This is a genomic window from Roseobacter sp. HKCCA0434 (assembly GCF_032464675.1).
Taxonomy (GTDB): Bacteria; Pseudomonadota; Alphaproteobacteria; order Rhodobacterales; family Rhodobacteraceae; genus Pontivivens.
The window spans coordinates 37,054-55,496 of sequence record NZ_JAWDKL010000003.1 but is presented as its reverse complement, the minus strand read 5'-3'; the positions used below and the strand labels follow the sequence as shown (position 1 = coordinate 55,496).

Annotated in this window: 24 protein-coding genes; 6 read left to right on the top strand and 18 right to left on the bottom strand. The window is 68.2% G+C overall.

All coding sequences use genetic code 11. The features are described from left to right. The first annotated feature begins 20 nt into the window (after window positions 1-20). The gene (locus RX333_RS03435; RefSeq protein ID WP_316013518.1) at window positions 21-632 is read left to right on the top strand and encodes a ribonuclease T2; all 612 of its coding nucleotides are present in this window, start codon (window positions 21-23) and stop codon (window positions 630-632) included. Window positions 633-708: 76 nt separating this feature from the next. Then, window positions 709-1,389, top strand: a complete 681-nt coding sequence (locus tag RX333_RS03430) for a MarC family protein (protein WP_316013517.1) — start codon at window positions 709-711, stop codon at window positions 1,387-1,389. Window positions 1,390-1,467: 78 nt separating this feature from the next. Here RX333_RS03430 and RX333_RS03425 read toward each other — a convergent pair whose 3' ends face one another. Beyond that, window positions 1,468-2,454, bottom strand: a complete 987-nt coding sequence (locus RX333_RS03425) for an NAD(P)H-quinone oxidoreductase (protein WP_316013516.1) — start codon at window positions 2,452-2,454, stop codon at window positions 1,468-1,470. Window positions 2,455-2,523: 69 nt separating this feature from the next. Then, entirely contained in the window at window positions 2,524-3,132 is a 609-nt protein-coding gene (locus RX333_RS03420; protein ID WP_316013515.1) for a glutathione S-transferase family protein, read from the bottom strand. Window positions 3,133-3,195: 63 nt separating this feature from the next. Here RX333_RS03420 and RX333_RS03415 point away from each other — a divergent pair, with 63 nt between their 5' ends. Continuing rightward, the gene (locus tag RX333_RS03415) at window positions 3,196-3,882 is read left to right on the top strand and encodes a YafY family protein (protein WP_316013606.1); all 687 of its coding nucleotides are present in this window, start codon (window positions 3,196-3,198) and stop codon (window positions 3,880-3,882) included. 3 nt (window positions 3,883-3,885) lie between these two features. Here RX333_RS03415 and RX333_RS03410 read toward each other — a convergent pair whose 3' ends face one another. Further along, window positions 3,886-4,773 (bottom strand): branched-chain amino acid aminotransferase, encoded by an 888-nt coding sequence (locus RX333_RS03410; protein WP_316013514.1) that lies wholly within the window; start codon window positions 4,771-4,773, stop codon window positions 3,886-3,888. A gap of 112 nt (window positions 4,774-4,885) precedes the next feature. Between RX333_RS03410 and accD the strand changes: the two genes are divergently transcribed. Together accD and RX333_RS03400 are read left to right on the top strand one after the other, a co-directional pair. Next, window positions 4,886-5,806: an acetyl-CoA carboxylase, carboxyltransferase subunit beta gene (accD, locus tag RX333_RS03405; protein ID WP_316013513.1), complete on the top strand. Its 921-nt coding sequence runs from the start codon at window positions 4,886-4,888 to the stop codon at window positions 5,804-5,806. Beyond that, window positions 5,803-7,065 carry a folylpolyglutamate synthase/dihydrofolate synthase family protein gene (locus RX333_RS03400; protein ID WP_316013512.1) on the top strand — a complete coding sequence of 421 codons (1,263 nt, stop codon included), beginning with the start codon at window positions 5,803-5,805 and terminating at the stop codon, window positions 7,063-7,065. The genes accD and RX333_RS03400 overlap by 4 nt, the downstream gene beginning before the upstream one ends. 82 nt (window positions 7,066-7,147) lie before the next feature. Here RX333_RS03400 and RX333_RS03395 read toward each other — a convergent pair whose 3' ends face one another. From RX333_RS03395 to RX333_RS03375, 5 genes are all read right to left on the bottom strand, one after another. Beyond that, complete coding sequence (locus RX333_RS03395; RefSeq protein ID WP_316013511.1) at window positions 7,148-7,951, bottom strand: SDR family NAD(P)-dependent oxidoreductase; 804 nt, start codon at window positions 7,949-7,951, stop codon at window positions 7,148-7,150. A 121-nt stretch (window positions 7,952-8,072) separates the two neighbouring features. Further along, entirely contained in the window at window positions 8,073-8,693 is a 621-nt protein-coding gene (locus tag RX333_RS03390) for a thermonuclease family protein (RefSeq protein ID WP_316013510.1), read from the bottom strand. Between the two features lie 55 nt (window positions 8,694-8,748). Beyond that, window positions 8,749-9,741 (bottom strand): methyltransferase, encoded by a 993-nt coding sequence (locus RX333_RS03385; RefSeq protein WP_316013509.1) that lies wholly within the window; start codon window positions 9,739-9,741, stop codon window positions 8,749-8,751. Next, window positions 9,738-10,115, bottom strand: a complete 378-nt coding sequence (gene clpS, locus RX333_RS03380) for an ATP-dependent Clp protease adapter ClpS (RefSeq protein WP_316013508.1) — start codon at window positions 10,113-10,115, stop codon at window positions 9,738-9,740. The genes RX333_RS03385 and clpS overlap by 4 nt, the downstream gene beginning before the upstream one ends. Window positions 10,116-10,245: 130 nt before the next feature. Then, a complete protein-coding gene (locus RX333_RS03375) occupies window positions 10,246-10,692 on the bottom strand; it encodes a phasin family protein (RefSeq protein WP_316013507.1) in 447 nt (148 codons plus the stop codon). 334 nt (window positions 10,693-11,026) lie between these two features. Here RX333_RS03375 and RX333_RS03370 point away from each other — a divergent pair, with 334 nt between their 5' ends. Further along, window positions 11,027-12,364, top strand: coding sequence for a D-alanyl-D-alanine carboxypeptidase family protein (locus RX333_RS03370; RefSeq protein ID WP_316013506.1), 1,338 nt, complete (start codon window positions 11,027-11,029; stop codon window positions 12,362-12,364). A gap of 69 nt (window positions 12,365-12,433) precedes the next feature. On the opposite strand, the gene RX333_RS03365 is transcribed toward RX333_RS03370, so the two are convergent. The 10 genes from RX333_RS03365 to RX333_RS03320 all read right to left on the bottom strand — a co-directional run bounded on the left by RX333_RS03365 (window position 12,434) and on the right by RX333_RS03320 (window position 18,436). Further along, the gene (locus RX333_RS03365) at window positions 12,434-13,243 is read right to left on the bottom strand and encodes a division plane positioning ATPase MipZ (protein ID WP_316013505.1); all 810 of its coding nucleotides are present in this window, start codon (window positions 13,241-13,243) and stop codon (window positions 12,434-12,436) included. Between the two features lie 171 nt (window positions 13,244-13,414). Next, entirely contained in the window at window positions 13,415-13,636 is a 222-nt protein-coding gene (gene rpmE, locus RX333_RS03360; RefSeq protein ID WP_316013504.1) for a 50S ribosomal protein L31, read from the bottom strand. A 112-nt stretch (window positions 13,637-13,748) separates the two neighbouring features. Continuing rightward, entirely contained in the window at window positions 13,749-14,633 is an 885-nt protein-coding gene (locus tag RX333_RS03355) for a hypothetical protein (RefSeq protein ID WP_316013503.1), read from the bottom strand. Window positions 14,634-14,747: 114 nt separating this feature from the next. Then, the gene (gene rplS, locus RX333_RS03350) at window positions 14,748-15,128 is read right to left on the bottom strand and encodes a 50S ribosomal protein L19 (protein WP_316013502.1); all 381 of its coding nucleotides are present in this window, start codon (window positions 15,126-15,128) and stop codon (window positions 14,748-14,750) included. Window position 15,129: 1 nt separating this feature from the next. Further along, on the bottom strand, window positions 15,130-15,915 hold the full coding sequence (gene trmD / locus RX333_RS03345; RefSeq protein ID WP_316013605.1) for a tRNA (guanosine(37)-N1)-methyltransferase TrmD: 786 nt from the start codon (window positions 15,913-15,915) through the stop codon (window positions 15,130-15,132). A 103-nt stretch (window positions 15,916-16,018) separates the two neighbouring features. Beyond that, the gene (gene rimM / locus RX333_RS03340) at window positions 16,019-16,513 is read right to left on the bottom strand and encodes a ribosome maturation factor RimM (protein WP_316013501.1); all 495 of its coding nucleotides are present in this window, start codon (window positions 16,511-16,513) and stop codon (window positions 16,019-16,021) included. Continuing rightward, window positions 16,510-17,139 carry a 5,6-dimethylbenzimidazole synthase gene (gene bluB, locus RX333_RS03335; protein WP_316013500.1) on the bottom strand — a complete coding sequence of 210 codons (630 nt, stop codon included), beginning with the start codon at window positions 17,137-17,139 and terminating at the stop codon, window positions 16,510-16,512. Before bluB ends, rimM begins: the two co-directional genes overlap by 4 nt. Window positions 17,140-17,194: 55 nt before the next feature. Beyond that, entirely contained in the window at window positions 17,195-17,587 is a 393-nt protein-coding gene (rpsP, locus tag RX333_RS03330) for a 30S ribosomal protein S16 (protein ID WP_316013499.1), read from the bottom strand. Window positions 17,588-17,627: 40 nt separating this feature from the next. After that, on the bottom strand, window positions 17,628-17,930 hold the full coding sequence (locus RX333_RS03325) for a chorismate mutase (protein WP_316013498.1): 303 nt from the start codon (window positions 17,928-17,930) through the stop codon (window positions 17,628-17,630). Continuing rightward, a complete protein-coding gene (locus RX333_RS03320; protein WP_316013497.1) occupies window positions 17,927-18,436 on the bottom strand; it encodes a GNAT family N-acetyltransferase in 510 nt (169 codons plus the stop codon). The genes RX333_RS03325 and RX333_RS03320 overlap by 4 nt, the downstream gene beginning before the upstream one ends. Window positions 18,437-18,443: the final 7 nt, after the last annotated feature.

Genomic DNA, 18,443 nt, shown 5'->3' with positions numbered 1-18,443 from the left:
GGGATAAAGGGGTTTCGCCGATGCGCTGGTTGATCGGAGCGATGCTGTGGGCCGGGGCCGCGATGGCCCAGGACCGGGCGGGGGAGTTCGACTATTACGTGCTGGCGCTGAGCTGGTCGCCGACCTGGTGCGCGGGCGAGGGGCAGGGGGCCGAGCAGTGCGAGCGGGAGCTGGGCTTCGTGCTGCACGGGCTGTGGCCGCAATATGAATATGGCTGGCCGGATTACTGCCGAACGGAGGCGCGCGATCCGTCGCGGCGCGAGACGGGCGCGATGGCCGACATCATGGGGTCGGACGGATCGGCCTGGCACCAGTGGCAGAAGCATGGGCGCTGCTCTGGCCTGTCGTCGGAGGGTTATTTCGCGCTGGCGCGCGAGGCATTCGAGCGGATCGAGCGCCCGGCCATCCTGCGCCAGGTGGAGGAGGCGGTGCGGCTGTCCCCTTCGGTGGTCGAGGAGGCGTTCCTGGAGGCCAACCCGGAGCTGGAGCCGGACGGCGTCACCATCACCTGCCGCGACCGGCGCATCCAGGAGGCGCGCATCTGCCTGACGCGCGAGTTGGAGCCGCGGCTCTGCGGCCGCGACGTGCGGCGCGACTGCACCGGCACGGCGGAGCTGTTGCCGATCCGGTGAGGTTGCGCTGCGCGCCCTTGAAGGGCGGGCGCGAAAGGCGCAGATGAGCGCGGGCACACGGGGCGAGAGGTAAGACGTGGACTGGAGTTTGCTCGACGGAAGCGCGCTGGTGCGGGAGTTCATCACCCTGCTGGTGGTGATCGACCCGATCGGGACGATTCCGGTCTATCTCTATGCCGTGACGGGGGTGCCGAAGAACCTGCACCGTCGGTTCGCCTTCCGCGCGGTCATCATCGCGACGCTGGTGCTGCTGCTGTTCCTCGCGGGGGGGCAGTTCGTGCTGGAGACGCTGGGGCTGCGGCTCGGTTCGTTCCAGATCGCGGGCGGGGTGATCCTGTTCCTCTTCGCGCTGACTATGATCTTCGGCGAGTCGAAGCCCAGCCGGGAGATCGAGGAGGCGGAGCGCGATCACCTGTCGGGCGCGGTGTTCCCGCTGGCAATCCCCTCCATCGCCTCGCCCGGTGCGATGCTGGCGGTGGTCATCCTGACGCGCAACGAGGCGCATTCGCTGCCCGAGCAGACGGTGACGGCGGTGTTGCTGGTCGCGGTGCTGGCGCTGACGCTGGTGCTGTTGCTGGCAGCGAGCTTCGTGCATCGGCTGATCGGCAATACCGGGGCGTCGATCATCAGCCGGGTCATGGGCATCGTGCTTGCGACGATCGCGGTCGACGCGATCCTGGGCGGGTTCGACATGATGGGCATCTTCGACGTCGCCCCCGCGCCGGAGGGCAGCCCGCTGACGGATGTCGGCGAATAAGGGCGCGTTAGGCCCGAGGCATGCCTTCGGTACGACCGATGCGCGGCGGCTGCGGCTTTGAATCCGCGCAGGAGAAGCTCACGGGACCAGGATGATCTTCCCGATATGCTCCGAGCTTTCCATGCGGGCGTGCGCCTTCGCCGCGTCGGCGAGCGAGAAGGTGGAGTCCATGACCGGCGCGACGGTCCCGGCATCAAGCAGGGGCCAGACCTCCGCCTCCAGCGCGCGGGCGATGTCGGCCTTCACCAGGTCGGAGCGGGGGCGCAGGGTGGATCCGGTGAGGGTCAGCCGCTTGACCATCACCTGTGCGAAGTTCACCTCCGCCTTCGGGCCGCCGAGGAAGGCGATCATGGCGAGGCGGCCGTCCTCGGCCAAGGCGCGGATATTGCGCGGGATGTAGTCGCCGCCGACCATGTCGAGGACGAGGTCGACGCCGCGGCCCTCGGTGAGGGACTTGGCCTCCTTCACGAAATCGGCTTCGTGGTAGTTGATGGCGAGGTCCGCGCCGAGCTCGCGGCAGCGGGCGCATTTCTCCTCCGATCCGGCGGTGGTGACGACCCGCGCGCCGCGCGCCTTGGCGAGCTGGATGGCGGTGGTGCCGATGCCGGACGTGCCGCCGTGGACCAGCAGGGTCTCGCCCGCCTGCAGGGCGCCCCGGTCGAAGACGTTGATCCAGACGGTGAAGAAGGTCTCGCACAGCGCGGCCGCCTGTTCCCACGAATAGCCCTTCGGCACGGGGAGGGCGTGTTCGGCGGGCGTGGTCACGTATTCGGCGTAGCCGCCGCCGGGCAGCAGCGCGGTGACGGCGTCGCCGACCTTCCAGCGGGTGACGCCGGCGCCGATGGCCGCGACCTCGCCCGCCGCCTCCAGCCCCGGCAGGTCGGAGGCGCCGGGGGGCGGGTCGTAGGCGCCCGCGCGCTGCAGGGCGTCGGGCCGGTTCACGCCCGCCGCCTTGACCTCGATCAGGATCTCGCCCGCGCGCGGTTCGGGGCGGGGGCGCGTCGTCTCCTTCAGGACGTCCGGGCCGCCGGGGGTGGTGATCTCGATACAGCGCATGTCGGGCATGGGGTCCTCCGTTTGGGCTGCAAGATGGCGGCGATGGCGGGTGCTGGCAAGCGCACCCGCCGCAGCGTCCTAGCCTGCGAGGGCCGCCGCATCCCGAGCGGTGACGGCCTTGAGCGCCGGACGGTCGGCGCAGCGGTCGGCCCAGGCCTTCACGGCCGGATGGCCGGTCAGCAGGTCGGGAAACCAGTGGAACGCCCCCGAGATCAGCAGATCGACGGCGGAGTATTCGGCGCCGAGCAGGTAGGGCCCGTCGGCGAGCGCCTCCTCCAGCCGGGCCATGACGGCGCCGCGATCGCGGAAGGTGGCGGTGAGGGCCGGGTGGTCGAGGCCGGTGAAGTCGAGCACCAGCACCGGCTCGATGACGCCTTGGTAGTAGAACAGCCAGCCGAGGAACGTGCCACGTTGGAGATGGCCGACCGGGCGACCGAGGCCGCTATCGGGGAAGAGGTCGGTAAGGTAGATGATGATTGCGCCGCGCTCGCGGATCCCGTCCTCGCCGTGCACGAGGTAGGGCACCTTCCCTTCGGGATGCGGATTGCGCGGGTCGGGTGCGCCGGTGCCGTCCTGGCGGGGGATCGTGACGTCTATGACGTCGATGCGGTCGGCGATGCCCATCTCCTCGATCAGGGCGACGATGGCGGTCGAGCGGGTCATGGGGCTGTGGTAGAGGGTCGGCATCGGGGGCTCCTTCGATTTGCGATGGCTTGTTCTAGGCGGGTGCTGCTGACATATCCTGTCAGCATGGCCCGCCCCGACCGACTGATGCGCCTGATGGATGCGCTGCGCCGCCTGCCCGCGCCGGTGACTGCCGCGCGGCTGGCGGAGGAGACGGGCGTGTCGCGGCGGCAGCTCTACCGCGATATCGCCACCTTGCGCGCGGGCGGCGCGCTGATCGACGGGGAGGCGGGCGTCGGCTACAGCCTGACAGAGGATCCGGCGCTGCCGCCGCAGAGTTTCTCGCGGTTGGAGATCGAGGCGCTCGTCATGGCACTGGGCGAGTTGGGGCATACCGGCGATGCCGCGCTGGAGGCGGCGGGGCGATCCGCGCTCGCCCGGATCATCGCGACCCTGCCCGACGCGCAGTCGCGACAGGCGATGCATACGGTGCTGCGCAGTTATCGGCCCGCGCCCGCGCGCGATGCGGTGGTGGTGGACATGGACATGCTGCGGCGCGCCTGCTGGGATGAATTCGCGCTCGACATCCGCTATCGCGATCTGGCGGGTGCGGTGTCCGAGCGGGAGATCTGGCCGCTGGGCCTCAGCTATGCCGAGCGGTCGCTGACGCTGCTGGCCTGGTGCTGCCTGCGGCAGGACTGGCGGCATTTCCGGGCATCGGGGATCGAGGCGGCAAGCCCGAGCGGGCGCAGTTTTCGCCCCCGCCGGGTGCCGTTGCTGCGCGACTACGTGGCGCGGCGGGCCGCGGGCTGAGGCCTACGCCTCCGCCGGTGCGCCGGCCCAGTGCCAGTAGAGTTCGCGGGCGCGCTTGGCGACCGGGCCCGGCTGCATCTCCCGATCCTCGAACCGCTTGACGGCGGTGACCTTGGCCGCGTTGCCGGTCAGGAAGATCTCGTCCGCGTTGGCGAAGTCGGCGGTGGTCAGGGACGCCTCTTCGACCGTCATCCCGTCCTCGGCCAGCAGTACCATCACGCGCTGACGGGTGATGCCGTTGAGGAAGGTGCCGTTGGGGCGGGGCGTGCGCACCACGCCGTCGCGCACGAGGAACACGTTGCTGGTCGCGGTTTCGGCCACGTGGTCCCAGTCGTCGAGCGACAGGGCGTTGTCGAAGCCGCGCGAGCGCGCCTCGGTCAGCATCCGGCCATTGTTCGGATAGAGGCAGGCCGCCTTCGCCTCGGTCAGTGCGGTGTCGGGGCGGGGACGGCGGAACGGAGAGACGGTCAGCGCGATCGCGCCCATCGGTGGCAGGGGCATCGCCTCGATGCAGAGCGCGAAGGCGCAGCTTTCGGCGGCGGGGGAGATCAGGTTGGCGGCACTGTCGCGAGCCCACATCATCGGGCGGATGTAGAGCTCGGCATCTTCGGGGTAGAGGGCGATCCCCTCCTTCGCGATCGCGAGCACGCCGTCCGCGTCCATCGGCGGCTCCATCCCCATCGCGCGGGCCGAGGCGACGGTGCGCGCGCAGTGCCGGTCGAGATCGGGGGCCACCCCGCCGAAGGCGCGCGCGCCGTCGAAGATCAGGCTGCCGAGCCAGGTGGCGTGGTCGGCCGCGCCGAGGATCGGCGGGTTGCCGTCGTGCCACTCTCCCTCGAACCAGGTGCGGATATCGGTGCCGATGGTCATGCGCGTCTCCCCTTCGGTCATGTCATAGATGCTGACCTTTCCTGCGGAGCTTGCCGCAAGCGACGTTACGTTGCAATCGCCGTGGGCGCGCTATAGTTGAGGGCTGAACCTGCAAGGAAGGCACGGCGCAAGCATGAGCTGGATCTCCAACTTCACCCGTCCGATGATCAACTCCCTGTTCTCGCGCCGCGAGGTGCCCGAGAACCTGTGGACCAAGTGCGACAATTGCGGGACCATGCTGTTCCATCGGGAGCTGTCGGACGCGCTCTATACTTGCCCGAACTGCGATCACCACATGTTCATTTCGCCGCGCGAGCGGCTGGCGGCCCTGTTCGACAGCGGTGTCTCTACGGCGGTGAAGGTGCCCGATCCGATCGCGGATCCGCTGCATTTCAAGGATCAGAAACCCTATGCCAAGCGGCTGGCCGATGCGCGCAAGGCGAAGGGCGAGCACGAGGCGATGATCGTCGCCGAAGGCAAGATCGGGGAGATCACCAGCGTCGTCGCCGTGCAGGATTTCAGCTTCATGGCCGGATCGATGGGGATGTATGTCGGCAACGCCATCGTCGCCGCGGCAGAGCGCGCGGTGAAACTGAAGGCGCCGCTGATCCTGTTCTCCGCCGCCGGGGGCGCGCGGATGCAGGAGGGCATCCTGAGCCTGATGCAGATGCCGCGCACCACCGTCGCCGTGAACATGGTGAAGGAGGCGGGGCTGCCCTACATCGTCGTGTTGACCCATCCCACCACCGGCGGTGTGACGGCGAGCTACGCGATGCTGGGCGACGTGCAGATCGCCGAGCCGAACGCGCTGATCTGCTTCGCCGGGCCGCGCGTCATCGAGCAGACGATCCGCGAGAAGCTGCCCGAGGGATTCCAGCGGGCGGAATACCTGCTCGATCACGGGATGTTGGACCGCGTGACCCATCGCCGCGAGATGCGCGACGAGCTCGCGACGCTGATCCGCCTGCTGATGAACGAGCGTCCGCGCAGCCACGGTGACCTGCCGGCGCCCACGCCGGAAGTGCTGCCCGCGCCGGAGCCCGCCACGGAATGAGCCAAGGTTCGGATGTGGTGCTGCAGCGGCTGATGGCGCTGCACCCCAAGGTGATCGATCTGGTGCTGGACCGCGTCTGGCGGTTGCTGGAGGCCCTGGGCAACCCGCAGGACAGGCTGCCGCCGGTCATCCACATCGCAGGCACGAACGGCAAGGGCTCGACCCTCGCCATGATCCGCGCGGGGCTGGAGGCGGAGGGCAAGCGGGTCTGCGCCTACACCTCGCCGCACCTGGCGCGGTTCCACGAGCGGATCCGGTTGCCGGACGGGCCGATCTCGGAAGAGGCGCTGATGGCGGTTCTGGAGGAGTGCGAGGCGGCGAATGGCGATGCGCCGATCACCTACTTCGAGATCACGACCTGCGCGGCGCTGCTCGCCTTTTCGCGGGTCGAGGCGGATTACGTGCTGCTGGAGGTGGGCTTGGGCGGGCGGCTCGATGCGACCAACGTGGTGGCGAAGCCCGCCCTGACGGTCATCACGCCGGTCTCGATCGACCATCAGCAATATCTGGGCGAGACGCTGGGCGAGATCGCGGGGGAGAAGGCCGGAATTCTGAAGCCCGGCGTGCCCGGCATCGTCGCGCGGCAGGAGGATGCCGCGCGCGACGTGATCGAGGCGCGGGCCGAGGCGGTCGGCGCGCCTTTGTCGATCGCAGGGCAGGACTGGGACGCCTACGAGGACCAGGGCCGGATGGCCTATTTCGATGAGCGCGGGCTGCTTGATCTGCCGCTGCCGGTGCTGATCGGCGCGCATCAGGTGGCGAATGCGGGGACGGCGCTGGCGAGTTTGCGTGCGCTCGGCGTCGGCGATGCTGCGTGCGAGGCGGCCGTGACGCGGGCCGAGTGGCCTGCGCGCATGCAACGACTGCGGACCGGGCCGCTGGTCGAGCAGGCCGGGGAGCGGGACCTGTGGCTCGACGGCGGGCACAACGCGGCGGCGGGCGTCGCGCTGGCCGAGGCGCTGGGCCGTTTGCCCGACAGGCCCTTGCACCTGATCTGCGGGATGCTGAACACCAAGGACGTGCGGGGCTACATGGCACCGCTGGCCGCGGTCGCCGAGCACCTGCACGCGGTCGAGATCCCCGGCGAGGCCGCGACGCTGAGTGCGGCTGACACGGCGGCCGCGGCGCGGGATGTGGGGCTGGAGGCGAGCGAGGCGGAGAGTGTTTCGGCTGCGTTGGCCGATGTGCCTGAGGATGCGCGGGTGCTGATCTGCGGGTCGCTGTATCTCGCGGGGACCGTGCTGCGAGAGAACGGGTAGGCGCCCTCACCCCGGCCCTCTCCCGCGGGCGGGAGAGGAGGCGACAGGCGGTGAGGTGTCGCCCTTTGTACGATGGCGTCGATTAGCCCGACGGGGCGTCGAGCGGGTCGAGATTGGTGCGCCCGCCATCGACGGCGAGAATCTGGCCGGTGACGAAGCTGGCGCGGTCGGAGGCGAGGAACAGCGCGGCCTCCGCCGCCTCCTCGGCATCTCCGATCCGTCCCAGCGGGGTCACGGCGGTCAGCTCGTCGCGCAGTTCCTCGCGCTCGCGCAAGGCTTCCTTCAGATGCCCGGTCATCACGCCGCCGAGCGCGATGGCGTTGACCCGCACGCCCTTGGGCGCGAGGGCCACGGCGAGGCTGCGGGTCATCTGATCGAGCGCCGCGCAGCTGACGGAGTAGGCCAGCAGCTCGGGCAGGGTCCGCTGGGCGGAAATCGAGGTCACGTTGACGATGGCACCGGCGTTGCGGACATCCGGCTCCTCCGCCGACTGGGCGATCATCTTCTTGGCGACCACCTGGCTGAGCCGCAGGGCGTTCTTGACGTTCTGCTGCATCAACGCGTCGAACACGTCGCCCTGCGCGTCCAGCGGGTCGGAGCTGATGACCTGGCGCGAGGCGTTCACCAGCACGTCGACCCGGTCGAAATTGTCGATGGTGGTGGCCATCAGGTTGGCGATGCTGAGCTTCTCTCGCAGATCGCAGGTGAAGCAGCGAACGCGCTCGTTATCCTTGCACAGCACCTTGCGCTCGGCTTCGAGCTTGTCGTCCTCGATATCGGCCATCATCACGCGCGCGCCCTCGTCACGGAACTTGCGCGCGATGGCGAGGCCGACGCCGCTGGCCGCCCCGGTCACGATGACCGATTTTCCTGCAAGAGACCCCATCGTCCCCTCCGTTTCATGTGCCGTCGAAGGACGGCGAAGAGGCGATATAGGGGAAATGAGGCGGATTTGCGAGGGGGCAGCCGGTCACGGCGGCAGGGGACACGGGTTCGCGCGGCGGCGTTCAGCCGCGTGGGGCGCGCCATCCCGCGGCCTCGGCCTCGAGCGCGGAGCAGAACCAGCGTTCGCCCGCGCTGGTGTCGATGCGGGTCGCCGCATAGCTGCGGTCGCCGGGGCTGTGGTAGATCCGGCCATTGTTCGAGATGTTGCCCTTGATCGCGCAGCTTCCGGCCGCGGGGGCGTTCGCCGCCTGCCGCCAGGTCCAGGGCGGGGTCGTCTCGCCCCGCCATTGCCCGCGCGATTCGGCCTGGGCGCGTGCCTCTGGCGCTGAGTAGTCGGGGGAGTGGTCGGGATGATCCATCGCGAAGCCTGCCCGCACCATGCTGCCGCCGAGATCGGCCTCATCGTCCGTGCGGCAGGTGGCGACGATCCGGCTATGCGTGGTGTCGCCGGTGGGCGCGCAGGCGACCCGCGCGTCGGCGATCAGCGCGTCGAGCGCCGCGGTCGCCATCTCGCCGCAGGGCAGGGCGCCGCAGGGCTGGCCGGTCTCCGGCGCGTCCATTCCGGCGAGGCGGACCCGCGTATCGTCGAGCGCGATCGTGTCGCCGTCGATCACGCGGACCGCTCCGGTGATCTCTCCGGGTTGGAGGGTGAGCAGGACGGCGAGGAGCGACACGGTTAACATGCGTTAACATGTGGGGCCGCTCGGCGGCCGTGGCCAGCCTTTTCCTAAAGAAAGGTTAACGCCGTGCCGGTGTCTTCGGTCGTCGGGCCGAGAAGATCTTGAAGGCGGCGGGGCCGGGCTGCTCGGTCCAGTCGCGGAAATGCGCATCCAGTGCCGACTCGTAGGGCAGATGCCGGTTGGCGACGATGAGGGCCGTGCCGGAGGGTTTCAGGACCCGCGCCGCGGCGGCGAGGAAGGCGCGGCCCAGCTCCGGCTCCGCCGCGCGCGAAGCGTGGAAGGGCGGGTTCATGATGACCCAGTCCGCATCGCCACTCGCGGGCAGGGCGGTCACGTCCGCCCAGTGGTACTCCGCCCGCGGGTCGTCGACGTTCCGGCGTGCGGCGTCGAGCGCGTCGGCATCGGTCTCGTAGAGCGCGATGCTCTCGATCGCGGGGGCGGCGGCCAGCGCCTGCGCGGACAGCCATCCCCATCCGGCCCCCAGATCGGCGACGCGCCCGGACAGTGCCGCATCGAACCGATCCGCGAGCGCCACGGAGCCGGGGTCGGGGCCATCGGCGCTGAACATGCCGGGTGCCGTCGCGAACCCGTCGCGTATCGCAGGCTGCGCCGCGCGGTGCCAGTCCTCGGTCAAAGCGGCGGCGTCGTCGGGCAGGGTCAGCGCGACGATCTTGCCATGCGCCTTGGACGTCACCTCGCCGAGCGTCATTCGGCTGCGAAGCTGCTTGAGGAGCGAATCGATCCCGGCCGTCTTCTGCCCGGAGACGATGAGTTCCGCCCCCGCGGGCAGCAGCCGTGCCGCCCGCGCGATGCGCCCCAGATTCTGCTGTCGCGACTTGCCGAGGCTGACGATCAGGGCGTCGACGGGCTCTTCGAGTTTCGGCACCACATGCAGCCCCATGCCCTGCATCCGCTCGAAGGCGACGCGGTCGCGCTGTTCGAAGACGAGGTCGGGAAAGTCTGCCCAGCCGGGTTCGGCCTCGGCGCCCAGGACGCCGATGCTCCCCTGTGGCCGGTCGGAAAGGAGGGCGAGCCGCTGTGCGTCGCTCACTCTTCCTTTTCCATCGTGCACTGGAGGGGATGCTGATTGCGCTGGGCGTAGTCCATCACCTGCGTGACCTTGGTCTCCGCGATCTCGCGGCTGAAGACGCCGACCACGGCGACGCCCTTCTTGTGGACGGTCAGCATGATCTCGACCGCCTGGCCATGCGTGATGCCGAAGAAGCGCTGCAGCACGTGCACGACGAATTCCATCGGCGTGTAGTCGTCGTTGAGCAGCAGGACCTTGTAGAGCGGGGGCTTGGCCGTCTTCGGCTTGGTCTTCGTCGCGAGCGCCACATCGCCATCGTCGCCGATGGCGTCGTCGTCCTGCGCGAGGCGGAGAGGCCCGGTCGGACGGGCATGCGTGATGTGGTGGGAAGTCATGTCGCCCATATGTCCCCTGCAAGCGGATTTCACAATATATGATTGCCGCAAAAGGTGAAAAGGGACATCTGGACGCAAAAAGGGGGAGGCGTGAGCCTCCCCCCTTTCGAGGTCTTGGGGTCGGGACCGATCAGGCGGTCATCGACTTCATGGCCGAGGTCGCGGCGTTCATGCGGTCGCCGAGCGGTGCCGCCATGTCCTTCGCGGAGGAGACCATCATCTCGTTCATCTTGGTGGTCTGCTTCATCCAGCCATCGAACATGGTCTGGGCGAAGGCCGACTGCTTCTCGAACAGCTCGGTCATGGTCTTGGCGGAGGCCATGTCCTTCGCGGCGGCGACGCCTTCCTCGAAGGATTTCTTCGTGTAGGACGACACTTCGTTGCCCAGGGTCTCGGCCGTCTTGGCCGCGATCTCGCCGGACTTCATCATCGCGTCGAGGTTTTCCTGGCCGAAGGTGGACGCGTCTTCGAAGCCCTTGGTCATCTTCTCGACGGTCTCGTTCATGGTCTTCTGCGCGTCCGCAGCAAAGGTTTCCATCTGGGCGGTCGCGGCTTTGGCTTGGGTCTTGGCAGTCATTTTCATCACTCCGTTACATTGGCTGGGGCGCAAACTCTTTCGCCTTCTGATGGTCTAGATAGGATGCTTGCTGCGGTGCGTCAAGAATTTCGTGTTGCGGTGCACAAAAATCTGTGTCCCGAAGTTGGTGGACACCCGCGTGCGGGGCAGATTTCCGCCTCATTTGCGGGTTATTAACTTTTCTGCCTGCAGATAGACGCAGGCAGGGCTTGACGCATATCCGTTGCAATTCAAATGGGTATGCTGCAATGTGCATGTAAATCACAAACAGATCGGATAACCGGTCGTACCTGGACAGTTTTTCATCGTCGGAGTGTTGCCGATGCTTTCTCGTATGCTGAGTCTCGCGCTGGTTACAGCGTGCCTTTTCCTGACAACCGTCGCGGGCAAGGCCGCGCCCTATGCCGCGATCGTCATCGACGCGCGGGATGGCAGCGTCCTGCATTCGCGCAATGCGGATACGCGGCTGCATCCCGCGTCGTTGACCAAGATGATGACGCTCTACCTCGCCTTCGAGGCGGTGGAGAACGGTCAGCTCGACCTCGATCAGCAGATCCGGATCAGCCGCAACGCGGCCTCCGAATCGTGCTCCTGCCTGGGTCTGCGCGCGGGCCAGCGCCTCTCGGTGCGCTATCTGATCCGCGCGGCGGCCATCCGGTCGGCCAATGATGCGGCGACGGCCCTCGGTGAGGCGATCGCGGGATCCGAGCAGGCTTTCGCGCAGCAGATGACGCGCACCGCCCGCGCGCTCGGCATGACGCAGACCACCTTCCGCAATGCGCATGGCCTGACGGCCAGCGGTCACATGTCGACCGCGCGCGACATGGCGGAGCTGTCGCGCCACCTGTTCTACGATTTCCCGCAGTACTACAACATCTTCGGCCGGGTCAGCACCGATGCGGGCATCGCCCATGTCCGCAACACCAACCGTCGCCTGCTCAACGGCTATCGCGGGGCGGACGGCATCAAGACCGGTTATACCCGCGCTGCGGGCTACAACCTCGCCGCCTCGGCGGAGCGGGGGAATACGCGGATCATCGCGGTGATCTTCGGCGGGCGGAACAGCTCCTGGCGCTACAACCGCATGGTCGAGCTGCTGGACATGGGCTTCGCCCGCGCACCCTCCAGCGCGCCGACGATCCGGCCCGAACGTGTGCAGGCCGGTGCCGTGATGGCCTCCGTCCGGCCGATGCCGCGCGGCGAGCAGGCACCGAGCCAGATCGCCACGGCGGCGAGCTTGGTGGGCAACGCACTGGTCTCGCCCGCGAATGCCGCGGTGAACCCCGACGAAGGGGCGGAGACCGCCTCGACCGTGCCGCTGCGCATTCGCGTCGACGAGCCGCGCCCCGTGGCCGCACTGGGCACCGCGACGGGCAGCCGCTCCGCGCCGATGGCAGCGCCGCGTCCGATGCCGCGTCCGGGTGGGGAATGGGCGGTCCAACTGGGCGCCTACCGTGACAGTGCCTTCGCCGAATCGGTCCTGACCGATGCGCTGGTCGGGGTTTCCGAGCCGCTCTCGGGCGCGCACCGCGCCGTCGGGCCGACCACGGTGAACGGCGTCGAGCTCTACGCCGCGCAGTTTGTCGGGCTGACCGAGGCGGATGCGACCGCCGCCTGTAACTCCCTGCGGGCGCAGGACCGGATCTGCCGACTGGTCGAGCCGAACGGCTGATATCGCGACCGATGGCAGCACGAAAGGGCGCCCGGTGGGGCGCCCTTTTTCGTTGAACGGACCGTCGGCTCAGAACTTGATGCTGACATCCGGCAGGTTCAGCGCCTTCACGACGTCGCGCACCTCCTGCCGGGCGGCGATGTTGGAGATGTTGAGATTTCCCTCGCCCGCATCCTTGAGATCGAGCAGTGTCAGGCCGCTCAGAAACATCTCGCGGAACACCACCCTCTCTCCGAAACCGGGAATGACCCGGAAGCCGATCCGCTTGCTGAGTTCACCCAAGGCCGAGCCGACCCGCCGCTTGTTACGGGCGTTGAGCGAGGCAATCCGGTTGCGCAGGACGACCCAGTCGACCGGCTTCAACCCCGCGCTGGCGCGCAGCTGGCGCGCTTTCCACACCATTTCGGCGTAGACCGACGGGCCGATGACCTTGCCCGTCTGCGGCTCCAGCCGAGCCAGCAGGTCGAAGTCGATCAGGCTGTCGTTCATCGGCGTGACCAGCGTGTCGGCTGCGGCATGGGCCATCTGGGCATAGCGGGTGTGCGAGCCCGGGCAGTCGATCAGGATGAAGCTGCAGCTCTCGTCGAGCCGCGACAGCGCCTCGGCGAAGCGCGCCTCTTCCTCGGCCTGCGCGGCGGTCACGCTGTCGAGCGTCGAATATTCCAGCGTATGGCGCACGGGCATCGGCAGCCGGGTGCCGGTACGTTCGACGAAAGCTTCGCGATTCTCGAGATATCGGAAGAAGCTCTTCTGCCGCAGGTCGAGGTCGATAACCCCGACCTTATGTCCGCAGCGGGCAAGGGCCGCGAAGAGGTGCATGGAGGTCGTGGACTTGCCCGACCCGCCCTTTTCGTTCCCGAGCACGATGATGTGCGCCATGCGGACCCTCCGAACCACCTTACCTCGCGTTGATACACAAGGGCTGGTGTTGCGGGAAGGGAGCGGCGGCAGGTTTCCGCCGATCGCGTCGTTCGCGCCACGGGTCCGCCGCAATGAAAAGCCCGCCACCGGCCGGGCCGGGGCGGGCTGATCGAAAACGATTGCCGTGCCTCAGAAGCCGAGGCCGTCGTATTTCGCCTTGAACTTCGACACGCGGCCGCCGGTGTCCATCAGGCGGGAGGTGCCGCCGGTCCAGGCCGGGTGCACGGTCGGGTCGATGTCGAGGTTCAGCTGCGCGCCCTCGGACTGGTAGGTCGAGCGCATCTGGACGACGGTGCCGTCGGTCATCTTGACGTCGATGACGTGGTAGTCGGGATGGATGTCTTTTTTCATGTCTCGGGATCCTTCGCGACGGACTGAGCGGAGGGGACGGGCCAGCCTCCGTCGCCCGTCAGGGTGACGTTGAAGCTTGCCTCGTAGCTTGGTCGAGGCTCCGGCGCAAGGCCTAACCGCGCTGTCGCGACTGCCGCAGGGCCCGCAGGTCGTCGGCGCTGGTCTGCGGCCCGGCGATCTGCGATTTGACGTAGTCGCGGATGACGGCCTTCTGATCGAGAAGTTGACCGTAGGACAGGGCCGCACCCGACGCCGTGGTGGCGAAATGCAGACTGACATAGAGCACGATGGCGGCCGGGACGACATAACGGGCGAAGGAGACGTCGCCCAGCGTCAGCGCGGAGAGCACGATGAGTGCGAGGCAGATCGCGACGATCGCGTTCACGAAGAGAGCCACCAGGTAGAGAAGGGCGAGTTTCCAGAAGTTCCAGCCGAGCCCGAAGGTGATGTCGTGGCGCGGGCGCTTCTCGGCCGCGTTGGCGGCGGACGCGGCCATCGGCACGCCCATCACGCCGAAGCCGGCCGCGGCGATGAGCGAGGCGATCCAGCCCGCGGCCTGCAACAGTGTCGTGAAGTTGGCGGCCACCTCGTCGTAGCCGGCGGTGGAGCCGGTTTTGGCATATTCCAGACTGGCCTGCGTCAGCCCTTCGGTCAGGCTGGCATCGACCAAGGCGGCGATGATGACCATCGCGATGCTCTGGACGACGTTGATCGGGAGCAGGTTGCCATAGGCCAAACGGATCTGCGCCTTCGTCAGGTGGGCGATGGTCGGGGGCGTGGTGCGATCGGCGGCGACGAGCGCCGCGCGCAGGGCCGCCATGCGAATGATGGCGATGCAAGGCGTCGTCAGAAGCAGGACGAAGACGATTTGCCAGAGCGGATTAGACGTGTTGTCGATCAGCCCGAAATAGATCAGCGCGACGAGCAAGGCGACTGGCAGCGTCCTCAGGAAGACGCGCGGCATCAATAGCAGGCTTTTGAGAAGCAGGTCGTACACGGGGGGCAACGCTCCGGATCGCGATGCGGAAGAATAGACGCCAGACGCCGACCGTTCAAACGAAACGGGCGCCCGAAAGGGGCGCCCGTGGAAATTGTTGCGATCGGGTCGCGATCAGCTCTTGGCCTTCGGGGCGCGGTAGTTGGTCTTTTCGGCGATCCGGGCCGACTTGCCGCGACGCGAGCGCAGGTAGTAGAGCTTCGCGCGGCGGACCTTGCCGCGACGCACGACGGTGATCGCGTCGATGTTCGGGGAGTGGAGCGGGAACACACGCTCGACACCTTCGCCGAAGGAGATCTTGCGCACGGTGAAGGACGCGGCGATGCCGGTCCCGTTGTTGCGCGCGATCACCACGCCTTCGTAGTTCTGGACGCGGGTGCGGGTTCCTTCCGTCACCTTGTAGCCGACGCGCACGGTGTCACCGGCGGCGAAGTCGGGGATGTCCTTGCCGAGCTCGGCGATCTGCTCGGCTTCGAGGGTCTGAAGCAGGTTCATGTCAATCTTCCTTGTGATCGCCTTTTTCGGCGAATGTTTCCGCGTCCGAGAGCTGCGCGCTTCCGTTCGGGTCCGCAGAGGTGCCTTGCACATGCGCCCGCCACAGGTCGGGACGTCTTTCCTTCGTCAGCCGTTCCGCGCTGGAGCGTCGCCAGTCGGCGATCGCCGCATGGTTGCCGGAGAGGAGCACCTCGGGCACCGTGCGGCCGTTCCAGTCGTTGGGCCGTGTGTACTGGGGATGTTCGAGCAGGTTGCCGGAGAAGGACTCCTCGACAGCCGACTCGGCATTCCCGAGCACGCGCGGTATAAGGCGGACGCTCGCGTCGATCAAGGCCTGTGCCGCGATCTCGCCGCCCGTCAGGACGAAATCGCCCAGCGAGACCTCGGTGATGCCGTGATGCTCGATCACGCGCTCGTCCACGCCCTCGAACCGGCCGCAAAGGAGCGTGACGCCGGGACCGGCAGCGAGCGCACGGGCCATCGGCTGGTCGAAGCGGCGGCCGCGCGGGCTGAGATAGATCAGCGGGCCGATCACCGGACGGGCGCGGATCGCGGCGTCGAGCACGTCGGCGCGCAGGACCATACCGGCCCCGCCGCCGGTCGGCGTGTCGTCCACGGCGCGGTGCTTGCCGAGGCCGAACTCGCGGATGCTCGTCGTCTCGAGCTGCCACAGGCCCTCTCGCAAGGCACGGCCCGTCAGGGAGTGGCCGAGGATGCCGGGAAACATGTCGGGGTAGAGCGTCAGAACCCGCGCGGTCCAGGTGCGGGCGAGCTGGCGCTCCTCCATCAGGTCGCGCGGCCTGACGGAGGCTGCGATCGACTTGCGGCCGTGGGAACGTCCGGTCACGGGCGGGGGCCTCCGGCGGGGATATTTGCGCGAAGCCGAAGCATCAGTCGTCGAACGAGATGTCGGCGACGATGCGACGGGCGGTCAGGTCGACGGTCGGGACGGCGGCTTGCGTGAACGGGATCAGGACCTCGCCGGAGGACCCCAATACCTCCAGGATGTCGCCCGCCCCGTGGTCGTGCACGGCGCGCACACGGCCAAGCTCGGTGCCGCCGGTATCGACCACGGTCATGCCGATCAGGTCGGAGTGGTAGAATTCGTCGTCGGGCAGGGAGGGCAGCCGCTCGCGGGGGGCGAACAGGCGCGTGCCGCGCAGGTCGTCGGCGTCCTCCTTCGTCGCGATGCCCGTCAGGCGCGCGGCCAGGCCGTTCTTGATGGCGCGCGTGATGGTCACGTCGAAGCTGCGCGCACCGTCCTCGGTCACGAGGGGGGCGTAGTCGGCAATGGCCGAGGGATCGGCGGTGAAGCTCTTGAGCCGCACCTCCCCACGCACGCCGAAGGCGCCCGCGATGGCGCCGACACAGACCAGATCGCTCATCGGACGATGACCTCCGGGATGGGGGCGGGATCTTCCCAGCCCGCGGTGACGAGTTCGGGGGTCTCGCTCTCTTCCTCGGGCCAGCCGAGGCACAGATAGCCGACCAGAGCCCAGTCATCGGGCACGTCGAGGTCGCGGCAGAGCCGATCGGGGTCGAGGATGGATACCCAGCCCAGTCCCAGCCCGCGCGCACGGGCCGCGAGCCAGAGATACATGATGGCACCGACGACCGAGTAGGCCCGCATCTGCGGCATGGTCCCCGCGCCGAGGCCGGAGCCGCGCGGCGTGCCGTCGTTGCAGAAGAAGGCGAGTTGCACGGGCGCGTCGCGCATGCCCGACAGCTTCAGCCCGGCGTAGAGTTCGGCCTTCTCACCGTCGTAACCGGCAAGGGCGTCCGCATTGGCCGCCTCGAAATTGGAGAGGGCGGAGGCGCGTGCGTCAGCCCCGTCGATGCGGAGGATGCGCCACGGCGCGGCGAGGCCAACGGAGGGTGCGTGCGCGATCTCGGCGAGGCAGTCGTCGAGCAACGCCTGCGGCACGGGATCGGAGCGGAAGCGGCGCACGTCGCGCCGCAACCGGAAGAGGTCGGTCAGGTCGTCCCGGAATTGGTCGTCGAAGGATCGCATCCCGTCCTCATGTTGCCGGTCCCGCCCCCGAGGGAGCGGGACGCCGGGCCGGGGATCACTCCTCGGTCGCGGTCTCTTCCTCGGCCGGAGCGGCGGCTGCCTCGGCGGCCTCGGCTTCCTTGGCGGCACGCTCTTCCGCGCGCTCCTTGGCTTTCTTGCCGGGCTCAGCCTTCTTCATGTTGGCGCGCTCTTTCTTCTCAATCACGCCAGCGGCTTCGAGGAAGCGGGAGATGCGGTCGGTCGGCTTGGCGCCCTTCGACATCCAGTCCTGCACGCGCTCCATGTCCATCTGGACGCGGTTCTCGTCATCCTTCGGCAGCAGCGGGTTGTAGGTGCCCAGCTTCTCGATGTAGCGGCCGTCGCGCGCATAGCGGCTGTCGGCGGCGACGATGCGGTAGAACGGGCGCTTCTTGGAGCCGCCGCGGGCGAGGCGAATGGTGACTGCCATGATTTTTCTCCTTGGGTCTGGCGTGTCGTGGGGCCTGATCTCAGGCCTGTTCCTGGAACTCTTCGTGGTGACGGATGACTTCGCGGATGATGAATTCGAGGAATTTCCGGGTGAAGTCGGGGTCGAGCCCGGCATCGGCGGAAAGCCGTTCGAGCCGGGCGATCTGCTCTCCTTCCCGCGTGGGGTCGGAGGGCGGAAGGTCATGCGTCGCCTTCAGCTTGCCCACCGCCTGCGTGCGCTTGAAGCGCTCGGCCAGCGTGTAGACGAGGATGGCGTCGAGATTGTCGATGGCGGAGCGATGCTCGGCCAGGATCTCGCGGGCGCGGGAAACGGGGTCGGTCATGCGGTGCCTCCCGGTGCGATGTGGCGGTAGACGAGATCATGCGCAACCGGCACGGGGGCCGTCTCGTCGCGCCGGGCGCCCATTGCCTGTGCCAGCCGAATGGAGGGCGCGTTCTCGGGTGAGATGTAGCTGACGCAATCGGACCAGCCGAGCGTGTCGAAGGCGAAGTCGCGGGCGGCCGTCGCGGCCTCGCACGCGAATCCCTGACCCTCGAACCCGTCGAAAAGCATCCAGCCCAGTTCCCGCTCGGGGAACCGCGGCGGGTGCTGCAGGGCGACCTGGCCGATCAGTTGGCCATCGGAGGCGCGCTCGATGGCCCAGGCGCCGAAGCCGTTGAGCGCCCAGCCCGCGACATCGGCGCAGAAGCTGCCCCAGGCTGCGTCGCGATCCAGCGGGCCGCCCATGTGGACGGAGCGGTCGGAGGCAAAGATCGCGGCGTAGGCGTCGAAATCCGAGCGGCGATGGGCACGCAGAACCAGGCGGTCGGTGCGCAGGGTCGGGGCCATACCCTCA